Origin of the sequence: Actinobaculum sp. 352, from assembly GCF_003957265.1 — a bacterium.
Lineage (GTDB): Bacteria > Actinomycetota > Actinomycetes > Actinomycetales > Actinomycetaceae > Asp313.
On the sequence record NZ_RQSN01000005.1, the window covers coordinates 102,447 to 115,757 of the forward strand.

8 protein-coding genes and 1 tRNA gene are annotated in these 13,311 nt (G+C 62.5%); 6 read left to right on the plus strand and 3 right to left on the minus strand.

What is annotated here, in order from left to right; translation table 11 throughout:
* Positions 1 to 14 precede the first annotated feature (14 nt).
* Positions 15 to 1,577 carry an MFS transporter gene (locus EKN07_RS06630; protein WP_205647281.1) on the minus strand — a complete coding sequence of 521 codons (1,563 nt, stop codon included), beginning with the start codon at positions 1,575 to 1,577 and terminating at the stop codon, positions 15 to 17.
* Positions 1,578 to 1,819: 242 nt separating this feature from the next.
* Here EKN07_RS06630 and EKN07_RS06635 point away from each other — a divergent pair, with 242 nt between their 5' ends.
* Entirely contained in the window at positions 1,820 to 3,649 is a 1,830-nt protein-coding gene (locus EKN07_RS06635) for a methyltransferase (protein ID WP_125482393.1), read from the plus strand.
* Here the strand turns inward: EKN07_RS06635 and hemH are convergent.
* The gene (gene hemH / locus EKN07_RS06640; RefSeq protein ID WP_126145970.1) at positions 3,633 to 4,757 is read right to left on the minus strand and encodes a ferrochelatase; all 1,125 of its coding nucleotides are present in this window, start codon (positions 4,755 to 4,757) and stop codon (positions 3,633 to 3,635) included. The genes EKN07_RS06635 and hemH overlap by 17 nt on opposite strands.
* Positions 4,758 to 4,992: 235 nt before the next feature.
* Here hemH and topA point away from each other — a divergent pair, with 235 nt between their 5' ends.
* The 5 genes from topA to EKN07_RS06665 all read left to right on the plus strand — a co-directional run bounded on the left by topA (position 4,993) and on the right by EKN07_RS06665 (position 12,093).
* Positions 4,993 to 7,803 carry a type I DNA topoisomerase gene (gene topA / locus EKN07_RS06645; protein WP_126145971.1) on the plus strand — a complete coding sequence of 937 codons (2,811 nt, stop codon included), beginning with the start codon at positions 4,993 to 4,995 and terminating at the stop codon, positions 7,801 to 7,803.
* Positions 7,800 to 8,660 carry a dTMP kinase gene (gene tmk / locus EKN07_RS06650; RefSeq protein ID WP_126145972.1) on the plus strand — a complete coding sequence of 287 codons (861 nt, stop codon included), beginning with the start codon at positions 7,800 to 7,802 and terminating at the stop codon, positions 8,658 to 8,660. The genes topA and tmk overlap by 4 nt, the downstream gene beginning before the upstream one ends.
* The gene (locus EKN07_RS06655; RefSeq protein WP_126145973.1) at positions 8,657 to 9,895 is read left to right on the plus strand and encodes a DNA polymerase III subunit delta'; all 1,239 of its coding nucleotides are present in this window, start codon (positions 8,657 to 8,659) and stop codon (positions 9,893 to 9,895) included. Before tmk ends, EKN07_RS06655 begins: the two co-directional genes overlap by 4 nt.
* A gap of 458 nt (positions 9,896 to 10,353) precedes the next feature.
* Positions 10,354 to 11,877, plus strand: a complete 1,524-nt coding sequence (locus tag EKN07_RS06660) for an alpha/beta hydrolase (RefSeq protein ID WP_126145974.1) — start codon at positions 10,354 to 10,356, stop codon at positions 11,875 to 11,877.
* Between the two features lie 140 nt (positions 11,878 to 12,017).
* A tRNA-Thr gene (locus EKN07_RS06665) sits at positions 12,018 to 12,093 on the plus strand.
* A 150-nt stretch (positions 12,094 to 12,243) separates the two neighbouring features.
* On the opposite strand, the gene EKN07_RS06670 is transcribed toward EKN07_RS06665, so the two are convergent.
* A complete protein-coding gene (locus tag EKN07_RS06670) occupies positions 12,244 to 13,257 on the minus strand; it encodes a zinc-dependent alcohol dehydrogenase family protein (protein ID WP_126145975.1) in 1,014 nt (337 codons plus the stop codon).
* Positions 13,258 to 13,311 lie beyond the last annotated feature (54 nt).

Here is a 13,311-nt window from a genome sequence, read left to right on the forward strand (position 1 = left end):
CGGGAGGTGCAGCTTTAGTGTGTACCCTCGTCAACGACCCGGCGCGCGGTTGCTCGCTCGTTATCCGAGAGAACCGGGGAACCGTAGGCAGTGCGAGTGCGGCTGTCGGCGGCGAGGTCTGCAAGTGCGATGACAAGCGCCACGATAACAAAACTGGCAATGAGCGCATACCCCATACGAAGCGCATGGGCGTATCCATGTGCGACTTGTTGGAAGAAGAGCCCGGTCACAGCAGCGGTTCCCACTGCAGTGGCGATACGCTGCCCGGTCTGCATGATCCCAGCAGCGGTCCCTCCATTAGCCACCGGCACATCGCGCAGACTGAGCACCTGATTCGGTGAGTTGATCCATCCAGCAGCGAAGCCGAGTGGCAGTGTGGACAGCGCCAACAGCCAGACTTCTGTCCCTTCGGCCACAAAGGTGGAGACCCAGGCGGTCAGCGCCAGGCCAGTGAGATTACACAGCAGGCCGTAGACGACGATCTTCCGTCCCCAGCGCACCACCAGCCGCCCGCCGAGCGGCGCGGAGTAGATCGACAACAACGCGGAGGGCATGCCGATTAGCCCTGCGACTAATGCGCTACGTCCTAGCCCGTTCTGGACGAAGAGCGCAATGAGTACCCAGATCGTCGTCGTTCCGGCGAAAAACGCGGTGATCATGGCTGCACCGAGCGAAAAGGTTCGGATGCGGAACATAGCCAGATTAACCATGGGCTCATGCCCGCGTCGCGCGTAGGTATGTTCCCACAGGAGCCAGATTCCCAGTACAACGAGTCCCGTGGGCAGTGCCCACCACGCAAGCGGATTCTCGGCGGCGACCATGAATGGAAGCATGATGAACAGAACCGCGACACCCAGCAAAACCGCACCGAAGGGGTCTAGGTCGTGGTGCGGACGCGGCATCGAGCGCCGGGGGGCCAAGCCGTCGCCTTCGTTTGGTACAGCGTTGCCGTGATCCGTGGCGTGTTGGCGGCGAACCTTCCTTCCCTCGCGTGGCAGCCATCTCCAGCCAAGAATGACGGCCAGTAGGGCGAGCGGGATATTGATTCCGAGCGTCATGCGCCAGCCGAGCCAACTGGGAAGAGAGCCGAGCAGTAGTCCACCGATGACCGGTCCGATTGCGACCGCGGTTCCGACGACAGCACCGAATAACCCAAAGGCGCGAGCCCTCTCGGCGCCACGATAGTGCTGTTGGATCAGGCCGCTGACCTGCGGATTGTAAAAACCGGCGCCCACCCCCATCACGGCGCGTGCCAAGTTGAGGACCAGTGCGTTCGGCGCCAGCGACGCCACCGTTGATGCGATGCCGAAGAGGGTGACTCCCACCAAGAAGAGTCGGCCCCGGCCCAGCAGATCTCCGGCGCGGCCTGCGGCGACGAGCACGACGCCGAAGGTTAGGGAGTACCCGGTTAGAGCCCACTGCAAATCCGCCGCACTTGCATTGAGTCCGGTCTCAATGGCGGGCAGGGCGACATTAATGATGCTGACGGTGATCAGGGAGAAGAAAAGCGCGGATAGTAGAACGAGCAGTATTCTGTCGCGCTCTCTTCCTTGCAGAGCTTCAGTTTGTTCGGGCACATCCTCATGATAGGAGGTCGCACAGATGATGACATGGGGCGACTAAGAGGTGACCCCTGTGAGTGCCTGCATAGTTGAGTGCGCCTGGTTGCCGTTGGCGCTCATTGGCTCGCGTGGCTGCTTGTTGTGCCATATGCTGCTCCGGCCGCTCGCGGTGCCCATATGCCACGCCTCACTGGCTGCTCGTGCCCATGGTTCGCGCTTCACGGCTGCTCGCGGTACCGAGCGTTAGGCTGTTCGTCATGGTACCTGTGTTCACCACCGAACTGTTAAGCGACGAGGCCGCAGATAGGCTCCGCGCTGATTTGGATGGCTATTCATGGCCTGCCATTGAGGAAACTCTGGGCGGGGAGGCCGCTCGGGCGGTACGGCGCGAACAGCGGCTGCCTGCATTATTGGCCGCGCGGGCGGCCTCAGCGGGTAGCGCGGAGTACCGCTGGATTGCGGTTCAAGCGCGCCTGTTTCTGCTGGGCGATGCGGTTGCCTACGACGAGGCGGTGCTGGCCTTGCCGGAGCTATTCGACTCGCCCAACCTGGCGAGCGCGGTGCTGCAGGAGGTTGATCACCCGGCCGCGGAGGAACCGACTGGCGGTGCCGGGGAGGGAGTCCGTGAAGGTTTCGTGCCGGGCTACCACGGGAGCCCCGCAAGCGGTGGGGGGACACAGAAACGGCTGGTGCGGGCGCGCTTCCAGATCGTGCCCATCGCAATACCGGCGCATCTGCCTGCGCGCGGATCGGGTATGGCTCCGAGCCGACTGCTGGTGGCCTCGGATTGGGGAGAGCTTGTGGGCATGCTCCCGACTTCTGATCATGTGATGCCCGTGGGCGGTGCCACTCGCACCCTGGCCGCGCTCGCGGACTATCGACCCGGCCAGCGGGTGCTGGACATTGGCACCGGTTGCGGTATTCATGCCATTCTCGCCGCGCTGTGTGGCGCGCGCGTCACCGCTACCGATACATCCGCACGTGCACTCGCCTATGCGCGCTTCAACGCCCGCATGGCCGGGGTCCGACTCGATTTGCGGCAGGGCTCGTTGTTGGAGCCGGTACTGCCCTCCAGCGGCGAGCAGTCCGACGTCCAGTCCGATGACGTTCAGTCCGTCGGCGTACAGGTGGAGCCTGAGTTATTCGACGTTGTGGTCTCCAACCCACCCTTCGTGATAACCGCGTCTGCGGTCCGGCGCCAAGTGGTCTTCTCATATCGCGACGGCGGCATGCCCGGTGACTCGCTACAGGCGGAGCTTATCGGGGCGCTTCCACGTGTGCTGCGCGCCGGAGGACGCGTATGGATGTTGGGAAATTGGGAGATCCGCGACGAAGCCGCTTGGGATACCGGGCCACGGCGATGGGTGGAGGGCCTCGGCCTCGACGCGTGGTTCATCCAACGCGAGTATCTCGAGCCCTGCCGCTACGTGGAGATGTGGTTGCGCGACGGCGGCCTCACCACGGCGGATAGAGAATATGAGGAAGCCTATGCGAAATGGCTCACGGATTTCCGGGATCGCGACGTAGTCGGAATCGGAATGGGCTACGTGCTGCTCGGAAGGCCCCATTCGAATCTCGGTACAGACCAGTCGCCTCCCGCTGCGGCGCTCGTGAGTAGTGATAGTGCGGATGGGATGCCTCTTTCAGCGCCTGCGACGCACGAGGCGCCCGCTGCCGCCTGGAAGAAGCCTTGGTTGCGTTGCGAGGCGCTGGGCGGACCGGCCCCGGCAAGTCTGCATGACTACACAGAAAGAATCTGGGCACAACGGTGGCTACTGGATAGGTCGGCTGATGAGCTCGCGGTGCTCCGCCCGCAGAACAACTGCGTGGAGCATCGACTTCACATTCCCGGCCAGAGCGATCCCTTCCTCGTCAAACTGGCCCAGACCAATGGCTTTGCGGCCGAGGTCGAGGTGACAAGTGCCGTCGCCGCCGTCGTTGGAGCGTGTGACGGGGAACTTAGTTTAGGTGTACTCTGCGACGCCGTCGCCGACCTTCTCGGTGAGGCAGCGGAGTCAGTGCGCGCCGAAGTGCTTCCTGCCGTGCGGGAACTACTCGCGCTGGGAATGCTCACCGCGTGGGAATAGTAGCCTCGGGCAACTGTGCAAACTCGCTGAAATCCGGCAGGCTCCGATGCAGTGCCGCAAGGATTTGAGCCGCGTCAGCGCTGCCGTTCGGCGGGGCAATGCGGCGGAATCCTTGCCCGCCCGCCGCGTGAAATGCCTGCGCGTTCAGTACGTCGAGCTCATAGGAGGTTTCCAGGCAGTCGGCAAAGAAACCGGGCGTCACCATCACGATATGTCTGCTTCCCTGCGCGGGCAGTTCGGCCATGGTGTCAATTGTTGCCGGTGTCATCCAGCGGCCGGGGCCGAAACGCGACTGGAAGGTGTTGCGCCAGGGAAGACGAGCGTCGCTGTCCAGTTGGACCCGTTCCATGATGGCCGCCGCCGTGGCCTCACACTGTGCACGGTAGAAATCGGGCTCGTGGACCGGGCGGTCCGGCAGGCTGTGCCAGGAGAACACGACTTCATCAATCGGCCCCTCCGCCAGGGCTGCACCGATCCTCCTGCTGTACCAGGTGATGTATTCCGGGAGCAGATGCCACTCATGCGTGGAGCGAACCCGGGGAAAAAGGCCTGCCTGCGCGGCGTGCCTGATGCCGTCCGCGATACGGTCATCAACCGAGCCGACCGTTGCCGGCGCGTACTGCGGATACGTCGCCAGAACCGTGATGCGGTCGCAGGTGGCGGCGAGCCGTAGGAACTGATCCACCATGTTGGGCGCGCCGTACTGATAGCCGGCGCGGACCTCCACGCCGGGCAGAAGCCTCTGCAGTTCCGATTCCTGCGCTGCTGTGTATACGCGCAATGGTGAGCCGTCCGTCAGCCACACATGCTGGTATTGAGGCAGCACCTTCGTGGGCCGCGCGTGCAGCACGGGGCCGTGCAGGATGGGCTTCCAAAGTGCGGGATGTAGATCCACAACCCGCCGGTCGGAGAGGAATTCGCGCAAGAAGTCCGCGATTGCCTCGGGGGAGAGATGCGTCGGGCTGCCCAGCGCCGCGATGAGCACGCCCTCCTTCGCGGCCCCGGAAGAGGCCAAGAGTGGTTGGGATGGCGAGGATGGGCTAGCGGCCAAGTGTGCCTTCGGCGTACCGTGGTCTTTCGGCACGGGAGGGACCGCTTGTTCCTGCATACACTCCTCCGTAGAAAACGCTGGTCAACAACTACGCTAGCGGCGGCTCGGCCGGAAAACATCGGACTTGCATCCCAAGCGAAACGTTTCCAATTCCGTTGGTGCTGTGGATAGAGTGAGCCTTGCCGCGAGGAAGTGGGATAGGTTGCTCACCGCTGTGTTCGAGATTTCGCGCCCGCTTCCGCCTTGGCGCTAAAGTGGCCACAGAAGCACGCGTGTGTGGAGGGAAGAAAACGTGACAAAACTCGTCATTGTCGAGTCGCCGGCCAAGGCCCGCACAATCAGCGGGTACCTCGGCTCCGACTACGATGTCGAAGCTTCGATTGGGCATATTCGGGATCTCCCGCAGCCCTCCGAGCTCCCGGCGAATATGAAGAAGGGACCGTATGGGCGTTTCGCCGTGGATATCGACAACGGGTTCGAGCCGTATTACGTGGTCGCCCCGGACAAGAAGAAGAAAGTTGCCGACCTTCGCAAGCGCCTGAAAGAGGCCGACGAACTCCTACTGGCTACTGATGAGGACCGAGAAGGGGAGGCAATCGCCTGGCATCTGCTGGAAGTCCTCAAACCGAAGGTGCCGGTCAAGCGGATGGTCTTCCACGAGATCACGCCGGAAGCCATCGCGCGGGCGCTGGAGAACCCGCGGGAGCTGGACGATAAGCTCGTCGACGCGCAGGAATCCCGCCGTATTCTTGACCGCCTGGTGGGCTACGAGGTATCCCCCCTGCTGTGGCGCAAGGTCGCCGCCGGATTGTCGGCCGGGCGTGTCCAATCCGTGGCGACCCGGCTGGTTGTGCAACGCGAACGGGAACGGATGGCTTTCGTCGCGGCATCCTACTGGGATGTCGCCGCCACCTTCCGTAAGGCAGACGCAACGGCCACCGGCTCGGGCGAGGAATTCGATGCTCGGCTGACCGCGCTGGACGGGCAGCGTCTGGCCACTGGCCGTGACTTCACGGACAAGGGTGAACTCACCACCAAGAGCAGCCATGATGGTGTTCGAGTGCTGGACCAGGAGGCAGCGCAGGCCGTCGCCGACGCCGTCGCTGGTAGTCAAGCTGTTGTCTCTTCCTTGGATACGAAACCGTACTCACGCCGTCCGGCTCCTCCTTTCACGACGTCGACGCTGCAGCAGGAGGCATCCCGAAAGCTACGTATGAGTGCCCGCGACTCGATGCGCACCGCACAGGCGCTGTACGAGAACGGGTACATCACCTATATGCGTACGGACTCCACGGCACTATCCGAGCAGGCGTTACACGCGGCTCGCAGCCAAATACGCGAAATGTACGGTAGCTCCTATGTGCCGGAAAAACCGCGCCGCTACGCCACGCAGGCCAAGGGGGCACAAGAGGCTCACGAAGCCATTCGCCCCGCCGGCGATCATTTCCGCACTCCGGACCAAGTGCGCGGGCAGCTGAGCGGTGCCCAATTCGCACTGTATGAACTGATCTGGAAGCGGACAGTTGCGTCGCAGATGGCCGATGCAGTTGGGCAGACCGCCTCGGTACGCCTCGCCGTCACGCTCGGGGGAGCTGCCGGAGCGGAACAGGCCGAATTTGCCGCCTCGGGGACGGTTATCACCTTCCGTGGCTTCCTAGCCGCATATGAGGAGTCACGCGACGCGAAGCGGTATGAGGACGGCAAGAAGGACACGGAGTCTCGGCTGCCTGAACTCGCCGTCGGTGAGCAGGTGCCGGTAACCGCTGCGCAGGCAGACGGTCACGAGACGCAGCCACCGCCGCGATACACGGAGGCATCGCTGGTGAAGAAGATGGAGGACCTCGGTATCGGACGCCCATCCACCTACGCCAGCACCATTGCCACCATTTCCGACCGTGGATATGTTGACCATCGCGGCCAAGCACTTATCCCCACCTGGACGGCGTTTTCCGTGGTGCGTTTGCTAGAGGAGAACCTGCCCGAGTTGGTGGATTTCGGATTCACCGCCGATATGGAGAGTGAACTGGACCGAATCGCTGCGGGCGAGGAGGAAGGAACCGCCTACTTGGAGCGATTCTGGCGCGGTAACTCTGAACGCCCCGGACTGGAGAAACAGGTTGCTGGGCTGGGAGATATCGATGCCAAGGCGATTAACTCCATCGCATTGGGCGACGGCGTCGTGTTACGAGTGGGCAAATACGGTCCGTACATTCAGGAAACCGGGCCCGATGGCGAGGAACTGCGCCACGTATCCGTGCCGGAGGGCATTGCGCCCGACGAGATGAACGAGCAGAAGGCGCGCGAACTGCTGGAGGGTGCCGGTGGTGCCAATGGGCGTGAGCTCGGCACAGACCCGGCCACCGGCCATACGATTGTGGTGAAGTCCGGCCGATTCGGGCCCTATATCACCGAGCTTATTCCGGAAGGAGAAGTGACTCTTACGCCGACGGGACGGCCTTCGAAGAAGGCGCCGACGCCGCGGACCGCATCCCTCTTCAAAACGATGACGGCCGAGAGCGTGACCCTGGACGAGGCCTTGCGGTTGCTTACTCTGCCGCGAGTGGTGGGGGTGGTCGACGGCGAGGAGATCACCGCCCGGAACGGCCGCTACGGGCCGTACATCTCCAAGGGCAAGGACACCCGTTCGTTGACCAGCGAGGAACAGATCTTCACCATCACCCAGGACGAGGCGCTGGCACTGTTGGCCCAGCCCAAGGCACGGCGCGGAACCACTGCAGCGAAGCCACTTCGAGAACTCGGAGTTGATCCCGCAACGGGATCACCGGTTGTTTTGAAAGACGGGCGATTCGGCCCTTACGTGACGGATGGGACCACGAATGCCTCGCTGCGCCGCGGTGATGACCCAAGCACAATCACCCCGGATCGCGCCTACGATTTGCTGGCTGAGCGGCGAGCGAAAGGACCGGCGCCGAAGCGTAAGACGACGTCGAAGAAAACGACGTCAAAGAAGGCTGCTGGCACAAAGAAGAGTGCGGGCACGAAGCGAGCAGCCGCTACTACGAAAGCCTCCGGTACGAAAAGCTCGGCGGGCAGGGGGTCCTCCTCTAAAACCTCGACGGCGAAGAAGAGGACCGAGAAGTGAAGGGCCTCTTCATCTCGGTCGAAGGGGGCGACGGCGCCGGGAAGACGACGCAGATCGCAGCGCTGCAGCAATGGTTGACACGCGGCGGAAGGGAGGTTGTGGTAACACGCGAGCCCGGGGGAACCGCACTGGGCGTGGCCATCCGTGAGGCCTTGCTGCACAGCGGCGAGGTGTCGCCGCGAGCGGAGGCTCTGCTGTACGCCGCCGATAGGGCGCATCACGTGGCCTCCCTGGTTCGCCCAGCGCTCGAGCGCGGTGCCGTTGTCATATCTGACCGCTACTTTGATTCGTCCGTGGCCTATCAGGGTGCCGCGCGTAGCCTAGGTAAGGAAGAGGTCAGGCAACTCTCCCTCTGGGCAACCGATGGGCTGGTTCCGCAGTTGACCGTGCTCCTGGACGTTCCGGTGGCGGTGGGGGCGAGCCGCGTGGGCGGTGAACGGGACCGTATCGAATCGGCGGGGTTGGAATTCCACGAGGCGGTACGGGCTGAGTTTCTGCACCTGGCGGCCGCCGAGCCGGAGCGGTGGGTGGTTGTTGACGGTACGCTTGCCGTTGACGAGGTGACGGCACGGGTGTGTGAGGCAGTTCGTGCACGTCTTTTGGATGCCGATGGCACATCGGCCGGGGTGGACGTGCTCCTGCCGGATGTGAATATCGCCGAGGTGGCGGGAGACAGGGACGCGAATACGCAGGGCGCGGATGCGCCGGGGACGGATGCTCCTGCGGCAGCCTCCGACGCGCGCGCTGCGTCACAGGGTACGCCCGCAGAAGCGGGCAGAGCAACGGATGGCGATCTGGAGTCGACTCTTCGTGGCGGCGAGGGCTCCGAGGCAACCGCGAAGGGCACTCGATCATGAGCGTTTTCGACGAGCTTGTCGGGCAGCGAGCGGTACGCGAGCAGTTGCAGCGTGCCGCTCACGCCGCACGCTTACTCGCTGCTCGTTTTGATGAGGAGAGCGCGGAAGGCGCCGAAGAAGGCTCCCGCGGCGCTCCCGCTGACGCTCCCATCTCCGGCAGCGATGCCGCGCTGAGCCAGGCGTGGCTGTTTACCGGGCCGCCCGGTTCCGGCAGATCAATTGCAGCCCGCGCGCTGGCGGCGGCTCTCGAATGCACGGGGGAGGAGCCGGGATGCGGACAGTGCCATGCCTGCCAAACGGTGCTGGCCGGTACCCACCCCGATGTCACGCTGCTGACAACCGAAGGCGTCACAATTACGGCGGACCAGACGCGCGCGATTGTTGCAGAATCCTATACGGCGCCGGGAAGCGGACGGTGGCGAATCATCATCATCGAGGACGCTGATCGGATGCTGGAGCGTACGACGAACGTGCTGCTTAAGGCCATTGAAGAGCCTCCCGAGCGAACCTTCTGGATGCTGTGCACACCTTCGCCCGACGACGTTCTGCCGACTATCCGTTCGCGCTGCCGCCGGGTCAACCTGGTTGTTCCTGCTGCAGAGGACGTTGCGGAACTTCTTGTACGGCGCGATGGCATTGAACCGCAACGGGCGTTGCAGGCCGCGCGGGCCGCGCAGTCCCATATCGGCCGGGCGCGTGGACTCGCCACCGATGTACAGGTGCGGCAACAGCGCGAGGAAACTCTGCTGGGAGCTCTTGGAATTCGCGGAACGGGTGATGCCGTCATCGTGGCCCAGCGGGTGTTTGATCACGCGAAGAAGCAGGCCGATGCGCAGGCGGAGAGGGACAACGAACGGGAACGGCAGGAGCTGCTTGCCACTTTGGGGGTGAGGGAAGGTGCGCGAGTTCCCCCGGCCGTGCGGGCACAGGTACGAGAACTGGAAGAGAAGCAAAAGCGGCGCGCGACTCGTACACAGCGCGATGTGCTCGACCGCGACATGGTCGACCTGCTCTCCCTGTATCGTGACATTCTCACCGTCCAGCTCGGCGCACAGGTTCCCTTGATCAACGCAGACCTGACGAAACAGATAGAGCAGGCGGCTGCGGCGGCGTCGTCGGAGCAATCGGTGCGGCGCATGGACGCCATCGCGACCGCACGGCAGCGCCTAGCGGGCAATGTGGCGCCGCAACTGGCCATAGAGGCCATGATGGTGGCGCTACGTCCACAGGGCTGAAAAGGGGGAAATATGGCCCGGCCGGTGGCGACTCCGGATTTTCAGTCCACCGGCTCTAATCCAGTCCTGGACTGTTATTAGTGGCCTCTAATCTGGGATTTGAGTGTAATGCGGGATTTGAGTGTAGCTTCGGCGGAGCCGACTACTCCGCGCCGACTGCCGGGCAGTACCGCTCCCACAGGTTGACCGACGCGCCCGGTGAGGAGCATCACAACTTGGTTGTTCGGATGCTGGCAGGAATTTTGGGCGGTTAGTCCGAGTGGCGTCCCGCGCGCAACATGCTACCCGTGCGTTATATCCGGCATTTCGCGCGCTGTGCCGACGTCGGCGACGCCGGGGCGATGCCGAAATGCGGGTGACTTTCAACGCGATACTGTCGGCGTACAGCGGCTCGGTGACTGCGTCGAATAATGGGCGTGCGAGTGGCTGAAAAGCTCGGCGTCACATACGGTTGAGGTGTGAAGCGACATACGAGATTAACAGCAGCCCTTGCCGCGAGTGCGCTCCTGCTCAGCGCGTGCGCCATGGATACCTCCGCTCTGGGAAGATCCGGTTCTGGCGAGGTAGGTCAGAATCGTGCCGACCTGGAGAAGTTCTACACCCAGGACTTTGAATGGAAATCGTGTGACGACACGTCGTTGGACTGCGCCACGATAGAAGTCCCGCTCGACTATGACAACCCCGATGGCGAGACGATTGAGATTGCGATGACACGGCGGCCGGCGGACGGCCGCAAGGCTGTCGGGAATCTCTTCGTGAATCCGGGTGGACCGGGCGGATCTGGATTCTCGGTCGCGGAGAATGCGGAGTACTACTTCGATACCCGGATTACGGACGCATTCAACATTATTGGTTTCGATCCGCGCGGCGTGGAGCGCTCCACACCGGTGGATTGCGTCGATGATGATACTCTCGGGGAGCTCCTCGATGAGTCTTTCGACCTGTCAACGGATAAGGGACTCGGGGAAGCCGATGAGCAGGTGAAGATGGTTGGTCAATCCTGCGAGGAGAATGCGGGCGACCTCCTACCCTACGTGGGTACGGAATACGCAGCGCAGGACATGGATGTCATGCGAGCATTGGTGGGCGACGAGAAGCTGAACTATGTGGGTTTCTCCTATGGAACATCGCTTGGCGGCCAGTACGCAGATCTTTTCCCACACAATGTTGGGCGCATGATTCTTGATGGTGCTGTTGATACCACGGTTGGTTCGGCGCAAATGAGTCACGATCAGTCTCTGGGATTTGAAACCGCCCTGCGGAACTACGTTGACGACTGTCGTGGCGGGAACGCGTGCCCCTTCAAGGGTTCGACTGACGACGCTTTGGCGCAGATCAAGGAACTCTTTGAGAAGTCTTTGGAGGAGCCATTCCCCACAAGCGATGCGGATCGCCCCTTGACTCAGTCACAGTTTTTCAGTGGCTTGATCACGCCCCTGTATAACAAGCAGAACTGGCCGATTCTCACGCAGGCTTTCTCACAGCTCATCAATGACAATGACGGCTCGCTCTTCCAGTATCTCGGCGATCTCATGAATGGTAGGGAAACGGACGGTTCCTTCTCCTCGAACTCCACCGAGGCGAACTGGGCAATTAACTGCGCCGACTACCCGTTGTCTTCCGACGACGAAGTAGAGGAACTCGCCGCAGATCTGAGAGAGAACGGCACGGTTTTCGGTGACTATATGCTCAGCGCTCCCGACGTCTGCCTGTACTGGCCCTACAAGCCCTCGCAGGCTCCGGGGCCGTACATTGGGAAGGGAGCGGACCCGATCGTCGTCGTCGGTACGCGCTACGATCCGGCTACTCCATACCAGTGGTCGGAGAGTTTGGCAGAGTCTCTGGACAGCGCCGTGCTGGTGACGTGGGAAGGCGACGGGCATACGGCTTACGGTTCGGCAGATGACTGCATTAGTGACCCGCTCGACGATTACCTGATTGAGGGAACTGTACCGGAAGACGGGCTGACCTGCTCGCCGTGACAAAGTATACCTGTGCATGCCGGTGCGCGTTTTTGCCAGCGGTCTTCCGGTGAGCGGGCACATGCGTCGCCTTTCACTCGGTTACGGTTTGCGGCTCGCGGCGCGCTTGGGTAGCATATCCAATGCTGCTCAAGCAGCGTGCCACCTTAGCTCAGTCGGCAGAGCGATTCACTCGTAATGAATAGGTCGAGAGTTCGATTCTCTCAGGTGGCTCCAGCAAGGGCCCGGAACCAACAGGAACCGGGCCCTCTGCCATGCCTGGCGTGACGAATCGTCAGACATGCTCACTATGGACGGCAGGCGCGAAGTTCGCCGCAGTGCTCCAGCACCGATGCTCATTTACGCAAGGTGCCGGAGCCGAACGTGCTACGGGCGCAACATCGCCTTAATGGCACGCCGCTCGTCCATGGCGCGATATGCCTCGGACACGTCGTTCAGAGGAAGTTCGAGATCGAAGACCTTTCCCGGCTCGATCTTGCGCTTCCACACCAAATCCAGCAGTTCGGGCAAGTACTTGCGCACCGGTGCGACGCCGCCCGCCAAGTGCTTGTTATCCCAGAAGAGCCGGTCAACGGGCAGGTCGCCGTGAGGCACACCCACCAGGCCGATGCTTCCACCCGGACGCGCGGCATCGACTGCCGTCTTGCGCGCCTGCTCGGTTCCTACACATTCGACGACGCAATCCGCCCCGAGTTCCTCGGTCATCTCCTTGATGCGGGCAATGCACTCCTCGCCGCGCTCCGGGATGATATCGGTGGCACCGAAATCGCGGGCGACCGCCTGGCGAGGCGCGTGCCGTGAGAGCGAGATGACCCGTTCGGCGCCGAGTTGCCAAGCGGCAAGTGTTGCGCACAGTCCGACGGCGCCGTCGCCCACGATCACCGCAGTGACACCGGGGCCGATGTTGGCGCTCACCGCGCCGTGCCAGCCGGTACACATGACATCGCTCAAGGTCAGCAGAGAAGGGAGAAGATCGTCCGTCGGTTTGTCGGGGGTCGCCACCAGGGTGCCGTCCGCGTTGGCCACGCGAATGTACTCCGCCTGGCAACCGTCGTAATTGGTACGGTTCACACAGGAAGTGTGTATGCCCATTCGGCAGGCCGGGCAGGTGTTATCACTGGTGGTAAAGCCTCCGATAACGAAATCTCCCGGTTTGACCGAGGCGACGGCGTCTCCTACTTCTTCGACGACACCGATGTACTCATGGCCGATGGGAGTTGCCTGAGGAACTTCGGTAATTCCCCGATAGCGCCACAGGTCCGAGCCACACACGCAGGTGGCGACGGTGCGCACCACGGCATCGCTTGGTTGCTGAATTGACGGGTAGGCACGTTCTTCATAACGAACGTCCCCTGCTCCATGAATAACTGCTCCATACATGCTTCCATTACAGCGCGATATGCATCGCGGTGTCATGGGTACTGCTATACACGG

Coding starts and splice junctions, on each gene's coding strand:
- EKN07_RS06635 (WP_125482393.1), top strand. CDS start 1,820: ATGGTACCTGTGTTCACCACCGAACTGTTAAGCGACGAGGCCGCAGAT.
- hemH (WP_126145970.1), bottom strand. CDS start 4,757: ATGCAGGAACAAGCGGTCCCTCCCGTGCCGAAAGACCACGGTACGCCG.
- EKN07_RS06655 (WP_126145973.1), top strand. CDS start 8,657: ATGAGCGTTTTCGACGAGCTTGTCGGGCAGCGAGCGGTACGCGAGCAG.
- EKN07_RS06670 (WP_126145975.1), bottom strand. CDS start 13,257: ATGTATGGAGCAGTTATTCATGGAGCAGGGGACGTTCGTTATGAAGAA.